At 61.9% G+C, this 17,085-nt stretch carries 16 protein-coding genes; 13 read left to right on the plus strand and 3 right to left on the minus strand.

All coding sequences use genetic code 11. From position 1 onward, the window contains the following. Positions 1–10: 10 nt before the first annotated feature. From AMC88_RS18325 to AMC88_RS18370, 10 genes are all read left to right on the plus strand, one after another. Positions 11–1,117, plus strand: coding sequence for an aminodeoxychorismate synthase component I (locus AMC88_RS18325; protein ID WP_418314104.1), 1,107 nt, complete (start codon positions 11–13; stop codon positions 1,115–1,117). Beyond that, a complete protein-coding gene (locus AMC88_RS18330) occupies positions 1,114–1,743 on the plus strand; it encodes an aminotransferase class IV family protein (protein ID WP_029532198.1) in 630 nt (209 codons plus the stop codon). Before AMC88_RS18325 ends, AMC88_RS18330 begins: the two co-directional genes overlap by 4 nt. A 2-nt stretch (positions 1,744–1,745) precedes the next feature. Continuing rightward, the gene (locus AMC88_RS18335) at positions 1,746–2,030 is read left to right on the plus strand and encodes a YciI family protein (RefSeq protein WP_012485181.1); all 285 of its coding nucleotides are present in this window, start codon (positions 1,746–1,748) and stop codon (positions 2,028–2,030) included. 190 nt (positions 2,031–2,220) lie between these two features. Further along, positions 2,221–3,672: a homospermidine synthase gene (locus AMC88_RS18340; RefSeq protein ID WP_012485182.1), complete on the plus strand. Its 1,452-nt coding sequence runs from the start codon at positions 2,221–2,223 to the stop codon at positions 3,670–3,672. A 171-nt stretch (positions 3,673–3,843) separates the two neighbouring features. Continuing rightward, complete coding sequence (gene omp10, locus AMC88_RS18345; protein ID WP_004676087.1) at positions 3,844–4,218, plus strand: outer membrane lipoprotein Omp10; 375 nt, start codon at positions 3,844–3,846, stop codon at positions 4,216–4,218. Positions 4,219–4,247: 29 nt separating this feature from the next. Next, positions 4,248–4,568 (plus strand): hypothetical protein, encoded by a 321-nt coding sequence (locus AMC88_RS18350; protein WP_012485184.1) that lies wholly within the window; start codon positions 4,248–4,250, stop codon positions 4,566–4,568. Between the two features lie 166 nt (positions 4,569–4,734). Continuing rightward, positions 4,735–6,711, plus strand: a complete 1,977-nt coding sequence (locus tag AMC88_RS18355; protein ID WP_064825635.1) for a bifunctional metallophosphatase/5'-nucleotidase — start codon at positions 4,735–4,737, stop codon at positions 6,709–6,711. 123 nt (positions 6,712–6,834) lie between these two features. Further along, positions 6,835–7,869 carry a ferrochelatase gene (gene hemH / locus AMC88_RS18360; protein ID WP_012485186.1) on the plus strand — a complete coding sequence of 345 codons (1,035 nt, stop codon included), beginning with the start codon at positions 6,835–6,837 and terminating at the stop codon, positions 7,867–7,869. Positions 7,870–8,039: 170 nt separating this feature from the next. Further along, positions 8,040–9,068 (plus strand): SPFH domain-containing protein, encoded by a 1,029-nt coding sequence (locus AMC88_RS18365; protein ID WP_012485187.1) that lies wholly within the window; start codon positions 8,040–8,042, stop codon positions 9,066–9,068. Positions 9,069–9,071: 3 nt separating this feature from the next. Then, positions 9,072–9,527, plus strand: a complete 456-nt coding sequence (locus AMC88_RS18370; protein WP_010018737.1) for an NfeD family protein — start codon at positions 9,072–9,074, stop codon at positions 9,525–9,527. Between the two features lie 14 nt (positions 9,528–9,541). Here the strand turns inward: AMC88_RS18370 and AMC88_RS18375 are convergent, their stop codons facing one another. Further along, entirely contained in the window at positions 9,542–10,537 is a 996-nt protein-coding gene (locus AMC88_RS18375; RefSeq protein ID WP_012485188.1) for a KpsF/GutQ family sugar-phosphate isomerase, read from the minus strand. 143 nt (positions 10,538–10,680) lie between these two features. Between AMC88_RS18375 and AMC88_RS18380 the strand changes: the two genes are divergently transcribed. Then, positions 10,681–12,198: an outer membrane beta-barrel protein gene (locus AMC88_RS18380; protein WP_012485189.1), complete on the plus strand. Its 1,518-nt coding sequence runs from the start codon at positions 10,681–10,683 to the stop codon at positions 12,196–12,198. Positions 12,199–12,255: 57 nt separating this feature from the next. Here the strand turns inward: AMC88_RS18380 and galU are convergent, their stop codons facing one another. Beyond that, on the minus strand, positions 12,256–13,143 hold the full coding sequence (gene galU, locus AMC88_RS18385; RefSeq protein ID WP_041683936.1) for a UTP--glucose-1-phosphate uridylyltransferase GalU: 888 nt from the start codon (positions 13,141–13,143) through the stop codon (positions 12,256–12,258). Between the two features lie 201 nt (positions 13,144–13,344). Here galU and AMC88_RS18390 point away from each other — a divergent pair, with 201 nt between their 5' ends. Continuing rightward, complete coding sequence (locus AMC88_RS18390) at positions 13,345–14,568, plus strand: lytic murein transglycosylase (RefSeq protein WP_004677794.1); 1,224 nt, start codon at positions 13,345–13,347, stop codon at positions 14,566–14,568. A 192-nt stretch (positions 14,569–14,760) separates the two neighbouring features. Continuing rightward, complete coding sequence (locus AMC88_RS18395) at positions 14,761–15,999, plus strand: SGNH/GDSL hydrolase family protein (protein ID WP_012485191.1); 1,239 nt, start codon at positions 14,761–14,763, stop codon at positions 15,997–15,999. Positions 16,000–16,135: 136 nt separating this feature from the next. Here the strand turns inward: AMC88_RS18395 and AMC88_RS18400 are convergent, their stop codons facing one another. Continuing rightward, positions 16,136–16,768 carry a hypothetical protein gene (locus AMC88_RS18400; RefSeq protein ID WP_012485192.1) on the minus strand — a complete coding sequence of 211 codons (633 nt, stop codon included), beginning with the start codon at positions 16,766–16,768 and terminating at the stop codon, positions 16,136–16,138. Positions 16,769–17,085: the final 317 nt, after the last annotated feature.

Genomic DNA, 17,085 nt, shown 5'->3' on the forward strand with positions numbered 1-17,085 from the left:
CGGCCAGGTGATGCTGTTCGCCGAACCGGCCGAGATCATCGTTGCGCGAACGCGCACCGAATTCTTTGCCGGCCTTATCAGAATGGAAGAGGCCAAGGCCGCAGGCAAATGGCTTGCCGGTTACATGGCCTACGAAGCCGGATATCTCTTCGAAGAAAAACTCGCCTCCTTCGCCGATGAAAACCGCGAAGCACCGCTTCTCCTTTTCGGCGTTTTCGACGCGCCCCAGCCGGACACACACCCGCTTGCCAAGCCGAAACAGCGTCTCGAAAACGAGGAATTCCTTAACCGCCCGAAAGCCGCCTGGGATTTCCCTACATATAAAGAGCGTTTCGACCGGCTTCACGAGCATCTCAGGCTCGGCGCCGCCTACCAGGCGAACCTCACCATGCCGGTGGAGGCTCGCTGGAACGGCGATCCGCGCGCTGCCTTCTGGTCGCTGATCGAACGCCAGCCGGTCAAATACGGCGCGCTGGTCAATCTCGGCGGCCCCGTCATCCTGTCGCGCTCGCCCGAATTGTTCTTCCGCACCGATGAGCAAGGCTGGATCGAGACCCATCCGATGAAAGGCACGGCCAAACGCGGCGCCACCGCCGCCGAGGATGCCGGCATCATCGAGGCCATGCGCAACGATATCAAGACGCAGGCCGAAAACCGCATGATCGTCGATCTCCTGCGCAACGATATCTCCCGCATCAGCGAGGTCGGCACGCTCGATGTCCCGAAGCTCTTCGATGTCGAGACCTATCCGACCGTCCACCAGATGGTCAGCCATGTGCAGGCAAGGCTGCGTCCCGGCCTTTCGCTCCGCGACATCTTCTCCGCCCTCTTTCCTTGCGGCTCGATAACCGGCGCGCCGAAGATGCGGGCGATGGAAATCCTCCACGCGCTGGAGGACGCTCCCCGCGATGCCTATTGCGGCGCGATCGGCATGATCTCGCCGAGCGGCGCCATGCGTTTTTCCGTCGCGATCCGCACCATCACGCTTTTTGAGCGCGGCAGGGCCATCTTCAACGTCGGCGGCGGCATCGTCTTCGATTCGACCGCCGAGGCCGAATATGAGGAATGTCTGCTCAAGGCCCGCTTCGCCGTCGGTGATCAATGGATCACACGATGACCGATTTTTCGCTGATCGAGACGCTGCGCTGGCAGCCCCGCGGCGGTTTCATCCGCCTGCGCCTGCATCTCGCCCGGCTTTCCCGTTCCGCCCGTCGCCTTGGCTTCCCGCCGCCGATCGAGGCGGCCGCCAAGCTCGAGGACGCCGTTGCAGGTTCTGCCGGTCCGCGGCGCATCCGACTGACCTTCGATGCGCAGGGCCGCATCGAGGTAACGAGCGCGGCTTTCGTCCCGCTCGCGCCGGAGACGGCCTGGACGATCCGCATCGCCGAGACCCGCCTCGATTCCACCGACAGGCTGCTGCGCCACAAGACCACGCGGCGTGCCGTCTACGAGACGGCGCGCGCCGAATATGCACCCGATGAGGCCGATGAAGTCATTTTGTTGAACGAGCGCGGCGAGGTCTGCGAGGGCACCATTACCTCCGTCTTTCTCGATGACGGGACCGGTTTGCTGCGCACTCCGCCGATCTCCTGCGGCCTGCTTGCCGGCGTGCTGCGCACCGAGCTGATTTGCGCGCGCAAGGCGCGTGTCGGCCGACTCACACTTGCCGATCTCGATACAGGCACGCTTTACGTCGGCAACTCGCTGCGCGGGCTGATCCGCGCCAATCTCGTCAGGACCTGATCATGTTCATTCTCTCCCTCACCTATCGCAAATCCAATGACGAGGCCGACAAGCACATGGAACCGCACATGGCGTGGGTGAAAGAGGGTTATGCCAAGGGCTGGTTCCTCGCCTCCGGCCGCAAGGTGCCGCGCACCGGCGGCGTAATCCTCGCAATCGGCGAGCGCGCCGCGATCCAGGCCTATGTCGCCGCCGATCCCTTCACCGTCCATGGCGTCGCCGAATATGACATCATCGAGCTTGCCATGACGACGACGGTCGAAGGGCTGGAAATCCTGAAACGCTGATTTTGCAGAGGCGGGGCGGACGATCCGTCGCCTGCCGGTCTCACCCGCCCGATATTTGACCTTTCCCGGTCTACGCTCTTTATTGTGACGGCGTTTTGTGGTTAGAGCCGGTCACCTCGCAATTTCTGCGGCAATTTCAAAAGAATTCTTCAGGGCTGATCGCCTTCGTCCCCTTCCACAGGAGAAAAGAATGACGGACAAGAACCACCCGGTATATGCCGAAATTACCGGTCCGATCGTGATGATCGGCTTTGGCTCCATCGGCCGCGGCACCCTGCCGCTGATCGAGCGCCACTTCAAATTCGACAAGAGCCGGATGGTCGTCATCGACCCGCGTGAAGAGCCCTCGGACATGGAGATCCTGAAGAAGCACGGCGTCCGTCACATCAAGGAATATGTCACCAAGGACAATTACAAGGACCTGCTGAAGCCGCTCCTGACGGAAGGTGAAGGCCAGGGCTTCTGCGTCAACCTCTCGGTTGACACCTCTTCGCTCGACATCATCAAGCTCTGCCGCAAGCTCGACGTTCTCTACATCGACACCGTCGTCGAGCCCTGGCTCGGCTTCTATTTCGACAAGGGCATGAGCAACGCCGACCGCACCAACTATGCGCTGCGCGAAACCGTGCGCAAGGAAAAGGCGAAGAACCCGGGCGGCGCCACCGCCGTCTCCACCTGCGGCGCCAATCCGGGCATGGTCTCCTGGTTCGTCAAGCAGGCGCTCGTCAACCTCGCCAATGACATCGGCCTCAAGTTCGACGAGCCGGACCAGCACGATCGCGAAGGCTGGGCCAAGCTGATGAAGAAGCTCGGCGTCAAGGGGGTCCACATCGCCGAGCGCGACACCCAGCGCACCAAGCATCCGAAGCCGCTTAACGTCTTCTGGAACACCTGGTCCGTCGAAGGTTTCATCTCGGAAGGCATGCAGCCGGCCGAACTCGGCTGGGGCACGCACGAAGAATGGATGCCGAAGAACGCCAAGAAGCACAAGAAGGGCAACAAGGCGGCGATCTACCTGGAACAGCCCGGTGCCAACACCCGCGTGCGCACCTGGTGCCCGACGCCCGGCCCACAATATGGATTCCTTGTCACCCATAACGAGTCGATCTCTATCGCCGATTATTTCACGGTCCGCGACAAGGACGGCGAAGTGACCTTCCGCCCCACCTGCCACTATGCCTATCATCCGGCCAACGACGCCGTGCTCTCGCTGCACGAGATGTTCGGCAATGGCGGTACGCCGCAGCCGGTCCATCACGTTCTCGACGAGGACGAACTGGAGGACGGCATCGACGAACTCGGCGTGCTGCTCTACGGCCATGAGAAGAACGCCTACTGGTATGGCTCGCGACTGTCGCTCGAAGAAACCCGTCGCATCGCGCCCTATCAGAACGCCACCGGCCTGCAGGTGACCTCTGCTGTTCTCGCCGGCATGGTCTGGGCGCTGGAAAACCCGACGGTCGGCATCGTCGAAGCCGACGAGATCGACTACAAGCGCTGCCTCGAAGTGCAGATGCCGTATCTCGGCCCGGTCGAAGGCCATTACACCGACTGGACTCCGCTCGACGGCCGTCCAGGCCTCTTCCCCGAGGACATCGACACCAAGGATCCTTGGCAGTTCCGCAACATTCTCGTTCGCTGAGAGTGCTCAGCATAAGCTCCATGATGCCCGCCGCAAGGCGGGCATTTTTGTAACGCTGGCTGTATAAATGGCCTCTCCGCCGCGCCGAGCCTTGCCATCATGGCGGGCGCACGCCATGTTTTGCCCGAACTTGGCGGGCGACCGCCTCGCCGAATCGCCGGGAGAAGCCTTATGAAAATCAGAACTGGTCTCGTTCTTGTCGGTGCCGCGGTTGCTCTTGCCGCCTGCGTTTCACCGGAGCCGCGACAGAGGGCGATTGCAGTCGCCCCACCCGTTACGAATTCTGTCGAGGGCGAATGGACGGATGCCAATGGCTTAACCTCCACCTTCACAGGTGGGCAGTTTGTAACGCGTACAAGTGATGGAACAAACACGCAGATGGCATCGGGCACCTATACGGTCGGAGCTGATCAAATTATTCAGATTAACCTTTATTCGAATGTGAAAAAGACAAGCTCTCTCGTCAATTGCGCCCTCATTGGCCCAAGCCAGCTTAATTGCACCACCGCAACGGGGTCCCAGTTCACCCTTTCCCGCCGCGGCTGAAGGGTGAGGCGGTAGGCCGAAAGCACACTATGCGGGCCGGTGCCGGTTACCTCATCCTGCTGCTCGCAATGCCGCTTGCCGCGTTGGCCGTCGTTTTGCCGTCCAATGTCTATCGCGCCCAGGGCATCGATGCTCCCGATTGCGATGGAGCGCTGCAGGTGTTGATCTTCGCCCTGCCGGTCGTGCTGATCTATGGGGTCGGTGCACTCCTTCTCTATCGAGCCGGGCGGCGCTTTCATCGCCTCGTTTCCCTTCTCTGCCTGATCACAGCACTCTCCGCGGTTCCGAACATTGTCGCCGCTATGCACGAACTCCACCGAAACAACGTCGGCGGCGAATGCCGGGAATAGCAGCCGGCTTTTTTGTCCCGTCCCTCTTGGAAAGAGTGCCGTCTGGCCCAGCTTTCCCTTGCAGTCATATGTCGTGTCATGGAACATCGGCATGCCGGGTACCGGCCCGGCGGACTATGGAAGGGATCGGCGAGGGGGATCTTTCGCCTCAATCAGGAGAACAGGGATGACGAAGTCTTTCAGCTTCGGTCTTTTGACCGCGTCCATGCTGGCGCTGAGCGCGGGTGCCGCCTTTGCGGATTACGAACTCAATATTCTTCATATCAACGATTTCCATTCCCGCATCGAATCGATCAACAAGTTCGATTCCACCTGCTCGGCCGAAGAGGAAGGCAAGAAGGAATGCTTCGGCGGTGCTGCCCGCCTGAAGACCGCGATCGACCAGCGCCGCCAGGCGCTATCGGGCAAGAATGTCCTTCTGCTGAATGCCGGCGACAATTTCCAGGGTTCGCTCTTCTACACCACCTATAAGGGCGCAGCCGAAGCCGAATTCCTGAACATGATGAAGTTCGACGCCATGACCGTCGGCAATCATGAATTCGACGATAGCGAAGACGGGCTTGCCACCTTCCTCGACAAGGTGCAATTCCCCGTCGTGACGGCGAACGTCAAGGCGACGGCTGCCTCCAAGCTCGGCGACCGCATCAAGCCGTCACTGGTGCTCGATGTCGGCGGCCAGAAGATCGGCATCGTCGGCGCCGTCACCAACGATACGCCGGAGCTGTCGTCGCCCGGCCCGAACGTCACGATCGACGATGACGTTCAGACCATCACTTCAGCCGTCCAGGATCTGAAGGGCCAGGGCGTCAACAAGATCATTGCGCTGACCCATGTCGGTTATCCCCGCGACCTCGCTTTCATCGCCAAGATTCCGGATGTCGATGTCGTCGTTGGCGGCCATTCCCACAGCCTGCTGTCCAACACCGATCCGAAGGCCGAAGGCCCATACCCGACGATGGTCGACAATCCCGGCGGCTACAAGGTGCCGGTCGTCCAGGCCGCCTCCTACAGCAAATATCTCGGTGATGTCGTCGTCAATTTCGACGATAACGGCGTCGTCAAGGATGCCAAGGGCGACCCGATCCTGATCGACGCGTCCTTCACGCCCGATCCGGCCGTCGTCGCCCGTGTCACCGAACTCGCAAAACCGATCGAGGAATTGCGCAAAAAGGTGATCGGCTCCTCCGAAGGCCCGATCGAGGGCGACCGCAAGGTCTGCCGCGTCAAGGAATGCTCGATGGGCAATCTGGTGGCCGACGCCATGCTCGACCGTACGAAGAACCAGGGCGTCACCATCGCCGTTCAGAACGGCGGCGGCCTGCGTGCGTCGATCGACGGCGGCGACGTTACCCAGGGCGAGGTCATCACCGTCCTGCCTTTCCAGAACACGCTCGCCACGTTCGAGGCCACCGGCGCCGACATCGTCAAGGCGCTCGAAAACGGCGTCAGCCAGATTGATCAGGGCGCCGGCCGCTTTCCGCAGGTCGCCGGCCTGAAATTCTCGTTTGACCAGTCCAAGCCGGTAGGCAGCCGCGTCAGCGATGTCCAGGTGAAGGACGGCGACAGTTTCGCTCCGATCGACCAAGCCAAGACCTACAAGCTCGCCACCAACAACTTCATGCGGGCTGGCGGTGACGGCTATTCGATCTTCAAGGACGGCAAGAACGCCTATGATTTCGGCCCGGATCTCGCCGACGTGACCGCCGAATATCTGGCTGCCCACTCGCCCTATAAGCCCTATACCGATGGCCGCGTTACCGAAATCGGCGCAACTGTCGCACAGGCACCGGCCGCAGCACCGGCGCCAACCAGCCAACCTGCTCCCGCCCCCGCGGCTCCGGCAACGCCGGCGCCAACCGCCGAGCCTGCTCCTGCCGCGCCGTCGGCACCCGCCCCAGCCACCGAGCCTGCTCCGGCAGCACCGGCCGCACCCGCGCCGGGCACTGAACCGGCGCCGGCAGCTTCCGCGCCGGCAGCAACGACGCCATCGACCCATGTGATCGCCGCGGGCGACACCTTCTGGGATCTCGCCGTGACCTTCTATGGCGACGGTACGCTGTGGCGGAAGCTTTCGGAAGCCAACGGCAAGCCGAACCCGCATCACCTGACGGTCGGCAAGGAGATCCAGGTTCCCGCCAAGTAAGACGATTTGTCTCGATGTCATCGGCCGGCCCGGGGTTTCCCGGGCCGGCTTTTCTTTCTATAGGGTGAACCATGATCTCCCGGCTGCGTATGAGCCGACGAGACAATGAGTGTTGGGGCCAGAATGACAGCAGATATTTCACTCCGTCCGGCGGATCATCCGGCCGTCAAGTCAGGCAAAGTCGGCGTCCTGCTGGTCAATCTCGGCACGCCCGATGGAACCGACTACACCTCGATGCGCCGCTATCTCAGGGAGTTCCTGACCGATCGCCGCGTCATCGAATGGTCGCGCTGGAAGTGGTATCCGATCCTGTTCGGCATCGTGCTCAACAGGCGCCCGCAGAAGGTCGGGAGGGCCTACGAGCTGATCTGGAACAAGGAGAAAAACGAAAGTTTTCTCCGTACCTATACCCGCAATCAGTCGGAACTGATGGCCGAACGGCTGAAGGATCTTGATAACGTCAAGGTCGACTGGGCGATGCGCTACGGCACGCCGTCGATCGCCTCACGCATCGAGGCGCTGAAGCAAGAAGGCTGCGACCGCATCGTGCTCTTCCCGCTCTATCCGCAATATGCGGCGGCAACGACCGCGACCGTCAACGACAAGGCCTTCCACAAGCTGCTTTCGATGCGCTGGCAGCCGGCGCTGCGCACCGTGCCAGATTATCATGACGACGAGACCTATATCGACGCGCTCGCCCAATCCGTCGAAAAGCATCTTTCGTCGCTCGACTGGAAGCCGGACATGCTGATCGCCTCCTTCCACGGCATTCCGATGTCCTATTTCAAGCAGGGTGACCCCTATTACTGTCAGTGCCAGAAGACCGGCCGGCTGCTGCGCGAGCGCCTGGGCCTCACTCAGGAAAACTTCATGGTCACCTTCCAGTCTCGCTTCGGGCCGGAGGAATGGCTGCAACCCTATACGGACAAAACGGTGGAGAAGCTCGCCCGCGACGGCGTCAAGCGCATCGCCGTCATCAATCCCGGCTTCGTCTCCGACTGTCTGGAAACGCTCGAGGAGATCGCCGAACAGGCCGCGCATTCCTTCCACGAGAACGGCGGCGAGAAGTTTGCCCACATTCCCTGCCTCAACGACAGTGAAGACGGCATGAAGGTGCTGGAAAAGGTCGTCCGACGCGAATTGCAGGGCTGGGTCTGAGAGACCTTCGCGGACCCGCATCCGACGGGTGGCCCGGATGAATCCTGCCGAGACCCCACATTCTATTTCCCTCGGAGGTGGTGCATCCGCGGGTCATTTCTTCCTCGCAAAGAACATGCTAACTCACCACATGAGTGTGTGCGCGCATGCGCCGATGGGAGGGATTTTTCATGCTGTTGGGCGGTTTCGATATCGTCGTGATCGTGCTGGTCATCTTCGTCATCCTGGTCCTCTTCGCCGGGATCAAGACGGTGCCGCAGGGCTACCGCTACACGATCGAGCGCTTCGGTCGCTATACCCGCACGCTGGAGCCGGGCCTCAACCTCATCACCCCCTTCATCGAGCGCGTCGGCGCCCGGTTAAACGTGATGGAGCAGGTGCTGAACGTGCCGACCCAGGAAGTGATTACCAAGGACAATGCCTCGGTTTCGGCCGATGCCGTCGCCTTTTATCAAGTGCTGAACGCTGCCCAGTCCGCCTACCAGGTCTCCAACCTCGAAAACGCCATTCTCAACCTCACCATGACCAATATCCGCTCGGTCATGGGCTCGATGGATCTCGACGAACTGCTTTCCAACCGCGATGCGATCAACGACCGGCTGCTGCGCGTCGTCGACGAGGCCGTGCAGCCCTGGGGCATCAAGGTCACCCGCGTCGAAATCAAGGACATCCAGCCGCCGCGTGACCTCGTCGATGCCATGGCCCGCCAGATGAAGGCCGAGCGCGAAAAACGCGCGCAGGTCTTGGAAGCCGAAGGCGCGCGCAATGCACAGATCCTGAGAGCCGAGGGCGCCAAACAATCCGCCATCCTGCAGGCCGAAGGCCAGCGCGAAGCCGCCTTCCGAAACGCCGAAGCCCGCGAGCGGCTAGCCGAGGCCGAAGCCAAGGCGACGAGGATGGTCTCCGAGGCGATTGCCGCCGGCGACGTTCAGGCGATCAACTACTTCGTCGCGCAGAAATACACCGAAGCACTCGCCTCGGTCGGTTCGGCGCCGAACTCTAAGATCGTGCTGATGCCGATGGAAGCCTCGTCTATTCTCAGCTCTCTCGGCGGCATCGGCGCCATTGCCCGCGAGGTCTTCGGCGACGCCGGCAACCCGCCGCCTCCGCCGCCGCGTCCGCGTCCCGCCCCGGTCCGCTCGACGCCGCCGATCAATCCGCCGAACCCCAATCCCTTCAACCCCGATCCGGAGCGCTAAGCCATGCTGGCGAAGATCATCGCCGAACTCGGTCCGTGGAGCTGGTGGGTTGTTGGCCTGGTTCTGCTCGCCGCGGAAATGATCGTGCCCGGCTTCTTCCTGGTGTGGATCGGCCTTGCCGCCTTGATCGTCGGCGCATTGTCGCTGCTCTTCTGGGACAGCGCCTTCTGGGTCTGGGAGCTGCAGGCAATCCTTTTCGCGCTGCTCGCCGTCGCCACGACCTTTGCCGGCCGCCGGCTGATGCTGCGCAATGCCGCCACCGACGAGCCCTTCCTCAATCAGCGCGGCGCAAGCCTCGTCGGCCGTACCGCGACGCTGCACGAGCCGATCCGCGAAGGCCGCGGCCGCATCCGTCTCGATGATACGCTGTGGCAGGTGATGGGGCCTGATTTGCCCGTTGGGACGCAGGTTAAGGTGGTGGCGAGCAACGGCCGCGACCTCAGGGTCGAGCCCATCTGATCACACAATGCTGATCAGGCGACGCCGATCCGCAGCAGGTCATGGAAATGCACCAGCCCGAGCGGCCGCCGATCATCGTCGACGACGATCAGCGCGCCGATGCTGTGCTGATTGAGCAGCGCAAGGGCCGCGGTCGCCAGCATCGTCGGCTTCACGGTCTTCGGCGTCTTAGTCATGATGTCGTCGACGGCAAGCTCGGCGAGATTGCGGGTGAGGTTGCGCGCCATATCACCTTCGGTGACGATGCCGCAGAGCCGTCCCTCCTCGTCGAGCACACCGACGCAGCCGAAATGCTTGCGCGACAGCACGGTGATCGCCTCCGGCATCGGCGTGCCCTTGGCAACGAGCGGCAACCGCTCGCCGGTATGCATGATGTCGGCGACATGCGTCAGGCTGGCGCCGAGCTTGCCGCCGGGATGGAAGACGTGGAAATCGGTGGCGGTAAAGCCGCGTGCCTCCAGAAGCGCCACTGCCAAGGCGTCGCCAAGCGCAAGCTGCATCAGTGTCGAGGTCGTCGGCGCCAGACCGTTGGGGCAGGCTTCCTGCTCATTCGGCACCAGAAGCACGATATCGGCGGCAGTGGCAAGCGAGGAGCTTTCGCCGCAGGTGAGCGCGATCAACGGAATGGAGAAGCGCCGCGTGAAGGAAATGATGCTCTTGAGCTCGGCGCTCTCGCCACCCTTGGAAATCGCCAGCACGACGTCGTCGCGCGCGATCATGCCGAGATCGCCGTGATTGGCTTCGGCCGCATGCACGAAGAAGGCGGGCGTCCCGGTCGAAGCGAAGGTCGCCGCCAGCTTGGCGCCAATATGGCCGCTCTTGCCGACGCCGGTGACGATCACCCGGCCGGAGATATCGCCGATGACTTCGATTGCGCGGGTGAACGGGCCGGCCAATCCATTGTCCAAGGCCTGTTCGAGCGCTTCAAGACCGCGTTTTTCGATTTCGATCGTGCGTTTTGCTGATTCGAGCACGCCGTTTTCGACCAGTTTTATCGCTCTTCTGTTCATGGACCTGCGTTAGACCTTTTCACTTTCCAAGTCCACCCCGGCTTCTTTCCGAATTGTGAACGGCGCCCGCCTACGGCAACGAATGATTAACCACGAGGCTTTACGTTTGGGTAAGAACCGAAAGCATGTCAGGCGCGAATTGCATGGGCCACCCAAATCAGACGAGCAGTGTGACGCCGCTCCGCGCCATGAGCCGTGCCGTCTCTTTTGCTGCATTCGGCTGCCTGCTTCTCGGCCAGACCCCCGCTTTCGCGCAGTCCGCCTCCCAGCAGCCGGCAAGCGCGACGAACACCCGCACCACAAACAATGCAGCCCCCGGTTTCGATGAGGAAACCGATGCTTCCACCGCGCCTGCGGCAAACGGCGCGGCCGCGACTGCGGATGAAGCCCAGCGGCCCGCCATAGCCGACGCGCAAACCGGCGACGAGATTACCGGCTCCATCCTCGACGAGAACATGCGCCGGCTGAACACCCGTGAAGCGCGGATCGATGAGACGCTGCCGGGGCGCCGGGCTGCCGAAAGCGCCTCGACGGCGGAAACGCCGGGCATTCCGCTCGGCACTTTCGTGCTCCGTCCGAGCGTCACCCAGAGCATCAACACCGAGACCACCAAGGACGGCGACACCAGGCAGCGGCGCGCCTTTCTCGAAACCGATGCGGCAGCAGCGCTAACCTCCGACTGGAGCCGCCACCAGCTGAGCGTCACCTCGGAGGGCGCCTGGCAGAGGAATATCAGTGGTGAAGGCGAGGAGCAGCCTTCCTTCAAGATCAACGGCGATCTGAGGCTGGATCTTCCCCAGGACACGGTCGCGCACCTCACCGCCGGGTATAATTTCTACCGCGAAGATACGGACGACCCTGACGCGATCGCCAATGCGACGCAGCAATCCGATGTGCAGGAGTTTTCGGCCGGGGCCTCCGTCCAACGCGATTTCGGCATCCTGCGCGGTACGACGGCGCTGGCGCTCACCCGTTCAATCTATTCCGACGCCACACTGGCAAACGGCACGACGGTGACCTTGAGCGACCGCAACCAGACAACGGGCACGCTGCGCGGCCGCGTCGGCTACGAGCTGTCGCAGGCGCTCATCCCCTTCCTTGAGGCCAATATCGGCCGGACGCTTTATGACGAGACACGCGATTCCGCCGGCTACGAGCGTTCCGGCCACAGCTATGGCGCCAAAGCCGGCGTCGAGGTCGATCTCGGCGAAAAGCTGAAAGGCGAAGTCGGCGTCGGCTACGAGAGGGCGGATTTCGAAGATAACAGGCTCTCCTCGATCGACACGGCGACGCTCGATGCGAGCCTGCTCTGGTCGCCGATCCGCGGCACCGATGTCAATCTCGACCTGCAGACGAGCATCCAGCCCTCGACCACCGCAGGCGAAAGCGGCTACGTCTCGCACGCGCTGACGACGACGGTCACGCATCAGCTGCGCGACAATCTGGTCGGCACGATGATCGGCGGCGTCGTATGGCGCGATTATCCCACAGACAGCACCATCAACGACGAGCTCGTCTATACCGCGGCGACTGGCCTCACCTGGAACATCAACCGCTATCTCGATCTGACCAGCACGCTCGGCTACGAACTGACGACGCGCAAGGAGGGCGACGATTCCCAGCAATGGCGCGCCGGCGTCGGGCTCAAGCTGAAACGCTAAACGCCGCACATCCGGTGGGATGTGCGGCGCTTTGTCAAGTATGCGCTGAAAAGAAGCTTACCTCAGGCCGGCAAGCAATTCCTTGAAGCCGCCTTCGACGGTCGGGCGGATATCGGCGCGCTCGAGGGCGTAGGCGACATTTGCCAGGATGAAGCCATCCTTGGCACCGCAGTCGTAGGTCGTGCCGCGGAAGTGGTACCCGGCAAAATCCTGTTCCTTCAGCAGCTTCAGCATGCCGTCGGTGAGCTGGATCTCGTTGCCGGCGCCGCGCTCCTGGGTTTCGAGGATCTTGAAGATCTCCGGCTGCAGGATGTAGCGGCCGTTGATGAAGAAGTTGGAAGGCGCCGTTCCCTTGGCGGGCTTTTCCACCATGCCGGTGATGCGGAAGCCCTCGCCGATCGCCTCACCGACGCCGACGATGCCGTATTTATGCGCCTGGTCGGGCGCGCATTCCTCAACGGCGATGATATTGCCGCCGCTCTGGCCGTAAAGGTCGATCATCCCCTTCATGCAGCCCGTGTCGCCCTTCATGATCATGTCGGGCAGCAGCAGCGCGAAAGGTTCGTCACCGACGATTTCGCGGGCGCACCAGACCGCGTGACCGAGGCCGAGCGGCTCCTGCTGGCGGGTGAAGCTCACCGTTCCGGCCTTCGGCAATTGCTGGGCGAGAAGGGTGATTTCCGCCTTCTTCGCGCGCTCGCGCAGCGTCTGCTCCAGCTCGAAATGAATGTCGAAATAGTCTTCGATGACGTGCTTGTTGCGCCCGGTGACGAAAACCAGATGTTCGATCCCGGCCTCGATCGCCTCGTCGACGACATATTGAATGATCGGCTTGTCGACGACGGTCAACATTTCCTTCGGAACAGCCTTTGTCGCCGGCAGGAATCGCGTCCCCAACCCGGCCACCGGAAATACTGCTTTACGAACTTTGTTGTGCTGAGCCACATCGGCCTCCTGCTTCGTCATATCGCTTTGGAATAGAGCCTTTTCGCTCTACCTAGTATAGAATTGCTACTGTTTTGCAATGGTGACCGGAGCGCGCCGCCATGGTAAAGAATTTGTTGACTCCGTTCCTGTAGTCTCGGGTCTGGGCGGACATGACGCCTCTGCTGCACCGAAAACTGAAGATGACGGATACGACTGTCGATGATCCAGAATCACAAAAACTCCCTTCGTGGTCTTGCTCTCGCCCTCGTTGTCGCCGCCCAGGCAGGCCTGGTCCCCGACAACGCGAAAGCCGATTCCCGGTTCCAGAAATGGATCGGGGATTTTTACCAAACAGCCGCACAGAGTGGCATCAGTAAGGCAACCTACCAAAAGGCCTTTTCGGGGGTGAGCGAACCCGACCCGACGGTGCTCGAAAAAGCCGCCTATCAGCCGGAATTCACCTCGAAGATCTGGGATTACATCGATTCGCGCGTCAATCCCTACACGGTCAAGATCGGCCGCGAGATGGCCGCCAAGCATGCCCGGACGCTGAACGCGATCGAGCAGCGCTTCGGCGTCGACAAGACCATTCTGCTCGCCATATGGTCGATGGAATCCAATTACGGCGCGATCCTCGACAAGGACGACCGGCTGCACTACGTGCCGCGCGCACTGGCGACGCTGGCCTATGCCGATCCGAGCCGCGCCAAATTCGCCAAGAAGCAGCTGGTTGCCGCGCTGAAGATCCTGCAGAACGGCGACGTGCCGGCACGTGAGATGACAGGATCCTGGGCAGGCGCCATGGGCCACACGCAGTTCATCCCGACGAGCTACCTGCTTTACGCCGTCGATGCCGACGGCAACGGCCATCGCGACATCTGGAATTCAGTGCCGGATGCGCTGGCGACCTCGGCCAATCTCCTGATGAAGAACGGCTGGGATACCGGCAAGACCTGGGGTTACGAGGTCGTCGTTCCCGCGGCCGCCGCCAAGCAGGTGGGTAAGACCCATACGCTCGCGCAATGGGCGGAGCTTGGCCTGAAACGCCCAAACGGCAAGGCCTTCCGCGAGGGCGGCACCAAGGCCATGCTGAAAATGCCGGCCGGACCGAACGGTCCGGGCTTCCTGATGACCGCCAACTTCTTCACCATCAAGAACTACAACGCCTCGGACAGCTACGCGCTTGCCGTCGGCCTGCTGGCCGATCAGATCGCCGGTTACGGCGGCATGCAGCAGCGCTGGCCGCGCCCGGACGGCGCCCTTGATATCACCGAGAAGTTCGAGCTGCAGACCCGCCTCAAGACCCTCGGCTATTACAATGGCGAGGTCGACGGCAATTTCGGCTCGGGTTCGAAGGCGGCGATATCGGCGGTGCAGGAGCGCATTGGCATGCAGCCGGACGGCGAGCCCTCGCTGCCGCTTCTGAACGCACTTCGCCGCTAGAGCAATTCCAGCAGAAGTGTGCTGCGGTTTTGCGTTCGGAATTGCGAAAAATCGAAAAGATTGAGCATTTTCGTGATCGAAAAAAAACGAAATGTTCTATCGCCATGCCGAAAAGCAAGCGCTGATTGGAAGCGGCGGAACCGTGACCTACATGAATAGCGGGAGTGGACGCGGACCTACCCTGCGTGCAAGATGCCGGCAGATGCGGAACTGCCCATGATGAAGAAAATGGATCGACCCCCAACCCGTTGGCTGGTGCTCGCCTTGACGGCGGCTTCGCTATGCATCGGCGCGCTTGCACCGGTGCATGTCGCCGAGGCCCAGGAGCAGCGCTACCAACGCCGGTCGATCCTCGATTTCTTCCTTGGCCGGCGCTATCTCGATGACAGTCCGCAGGCCCCCGACGCCCCGCAGCCGAGACGCCAGCAGCAGCGCAAGCGCCCGCCGGCGCAGAAGGCGGTGGTCAATACCCGCACCGCGCCGCCGGTGCGGCCGCCAGTGCAGGAAGAGCCGGTCGTGCAGAAGCTCGGCGACGCCAAGAAAATCCTGATCGTCGGCGATTTCCTCGCCAGCGGCCTCGGCGACGGCCTGACCGCCGCCTTCGAGACGTCGCCCGGCGTCGTCGTCGAAGCCCGCGGCAATGTCTCCTCAGGCCTTGTCCGCGACGATTATTACGACTGGCCGGAACAGCTGCCGAAGATGATCGACGAGCTGAAGCCGGCCATCATCGTCGTCATGATCGGCGCCAATGACCGCCAGCAGATGGTGACCGACACCGCCAAGGAAAAATTCCGCACCGACGGCTGGTTCGCCGAATATCGCCGCCGTGTCCTTTCCTTCGGCAAAGAGGTCACCGACCGGAAGATCCCGCTGCTCTGGGTCGGGCTGCCCGCCTTCGAATCCGATCAGATGACGGCCGACGCCGTTCAGATGAACCAGCTCTACCGCAACCAAGTCGAAAGCATCGGCGGCGAATTCGTCGATATCTGGGATGGCTTCGTCGACGAAAACAGCAATTTCATCGTCACCGGTTCGGACGTGAACGGCCAGCAGGTGCGTCTGCGTACATCCGACGGCATCAATCTCACGCAGGCGGGCCGCCGCAAACTTGCCTTCTATGTGGAAAAGCCAGCTCGCCGCATTCTCGGCACCCAGGCAAGCCCGGATCTGGTGCGGCTGGACGAAAGTGCCCTGCCCGGTCTCGGGCTTCCTACCAATCCGGTCGAACACACCGTGCCGATCAGTCTCTCCGATCCCAATCTCGACGGCGGCACCGAGCTTCTCGGCGCAAGGCCGCCGCCTGTGACGCTGACGAAATCGCCGCGCGATCTTCTCGTCGAGCAGGGCGAGATGACGCCGGCGCCCGTCGGGCGCGTCGACGACTACCGCATGCCGGCGGCCAAGACGCCGGCTGAAGTCTCGGTGAAATGAGAAAGGCCGCGCGAGCATGATGCCGAAACGTGTCGGCTGCTTTCGGACCAGGTCATGCTTTGATCACAGAAGCTAGAAGGGGATGATAGGCCGAACTGGCCTGAAATCATCCCCTTCTAGCCGGTCTTTATTGCCTTCACTTTGCCGCCGCCTGTGGCCAGCTCAGATAATAATAGTTCGAACCGATCAGGCCGAAGAAGGCATTGCTGTCGGTCGTCTGGTCGACATAGCTGCCGTTTTCCTTGACGAAGGCGCCGTCGGAACCACGCTCCAGATGTGTATTCAGGAAATCGCTCCAGCCGCTGACGTCAATCGCCTTGCCGGCCTTGCTTTCCGTGTCTGCCTCATCAGGATCGTCGACGTCCCAGGCGGCGACCGACACGCCTTGTGTCGGATCGGAGATGGTGAGCGTGCCTGCTTCCAGCGCCGCCAGCATATTATGAGCCTTGCCGCTCTCGCCCTCTGCGGCGGCGGCTTCCTGCAACTGCTGCTTCAGCATCGCCATGAAGGAGGCGCTGGTGATATCCGCGCGGTCACCCGTCGCATCGGTTTCTTCAGTCGTGTCGCTCTGGGATGAAAGCGTGTCGAGCAGTCCCGACAGCGCTTGGTTGGAAAGAAGCGATGCGGAGCTCGGATCGAGCCCGTAGCTGCTCAGGATACTGGCCGCCGACGAACTTTGCGTATCCTGCGAGTCGTCGTCGGAATTGCGGAGGTTCTTCAGGGCATATTGGGCCGAAACCACCCGTGTGCTGTCAAGCGCGGAAACCATTTGAAAAATCCTTGTCGATCATTCGCGGCGGTCAATATCCCCAGTGCCGCGGCCGATGGTGAAATGCCTTGGCCGAAACGGCGGGGCACCTCCGCTCCGGTCGCCGCCGGCTCCTCCTGAGCCCGCGTCCGCCGCAAGCTTCATGTGCGGGCATTGCTCGAGGCTTGCGGGGAAGCCCGGCGCGTCAAGCGGTCGCACCGGCAACAAAGCGCCGTTCCGGACGCGACTCCATAAAAAATTCCGCCTGTGAACTGACCCACGAAAGTTGGGCAACAACCTTCGGGGGTCAGTTCACAGGCGGAGTTCGTCTCTTGCTG

It is taken from the genome of Rhizobium phaseoli (assembly GCF_001664385.1).
In the GTDB taxonomy this organism is placed as follows: Bacteria; Pseudomonadota; Alphaproteobacteria; order Rhizobiales; family Rhizobiaceae; genus Rhizobium; species Rhizobium phaseoli.

Bases quoted from the DNA above. Each gene is read 5' to 3' on its own strand.
- AMC88_RS18325 (WP_418314104.1), top strand. From the start codon at position 11: ATGCTGTTCGCCGAACCGGCCGAGATCATCGTTGCGCGAACGCGCACC.
- AMC88_RS18330 (WP_029532198.1), top strand. From the start codon at position 1,114: ATGACCGATTTTTCGCTGATCGAGACGCTGCGCTGGCAGCCCCGCGGC.
- AMC88_RS18335 (WP_012485181.1), top strand. From the start codon at position 1,746: ATGTTCATTCTCTCCCTCACCTATCGCAAATCCAATGACGAGGCCGAC.
- AMC88_RS18340 (WP_012485182.1), top strand. From the start codon at position 2,221: ATGACGGACAAGAACCACCCGGTATATGCCGAAATTACCGGTCCGATC.
- omp10 (WP_004676087.1), top strand. From the start codon at position 3,844: ATGAAAATCAGAACTGGTCTCGTTCTTGTCGGTGCCGCGGTTGCTCTT.
- AMC88_RS18350 (WP_012485184.1), top strand. From the start codon at position 4,248: ATGCGGGCCGGTGCCGGTTACCTCATCCTGCTGCTCGCAATGCCGCTT.
- AMC88_RS18355 (WP_064825635.1), top strand. From the start codon at position 4,735: ATGACGAAGTCTTTCAGCTTCGGTCTTTTGACCGCGTCCATGCTGGCG.
- hemH (WP_012485186.1), top strand. From the start codon at position 6,835: ATGACAGCAGATATTTCACTCCGTCCGGCGGATCATCCGGCCGTCAAG.
- AMC88_RS18365 (WP_012485187.1), top strand. From the start codon at position 8,040: ATGCTGTTGGGCGGTTTCGATATCGTCGTGATCGTGCTGGTCATCTTC.
- AMC88_RS18370 (WP_010018737.1), top strand. From the start codon at position 9,072: ATGCTGGCGAAGATCATCGCCGAACTCGGTCCGTGGAGCTGGTGGGTT.
- AMC88_RS18375 (WP_012485188.1), bottom strand. From the start codon at position 10,537: ATGAACAGAAGAGCGATAAAACTGGTCGAAAACGGCGTGCTCGAATCA.
- AMC88_RS18380 (WP_012485189.1), top strand. From the start codon at position 10,681: ATGGGCCACCCAAATCAGACGAGCAGTGTGACGCCGCTCCGCGCCATG.
- AMC88_RS18390 (WP_004677794.1), top strand. From the start codon at position 13,345: ATGATCCAGAATCACAAAAACTCCCTTCGTGGTCTTGCTCTCGCCCTC.
- AMC88_RS18395 (WP_012485191.1), top strand. From the start codon at position 14,761: ATGCCGGCAGATGCGGAACTGCCCATGATGAAGAAAATGGATCGACCC.
- AMC88_RS18400 (WP_012485192.1), bottom strand. From the start codon at position 16,768: ATGGTTTCCGCGCTTGACAGCACACGGGTGGTTTCGGCCCAATATGCC.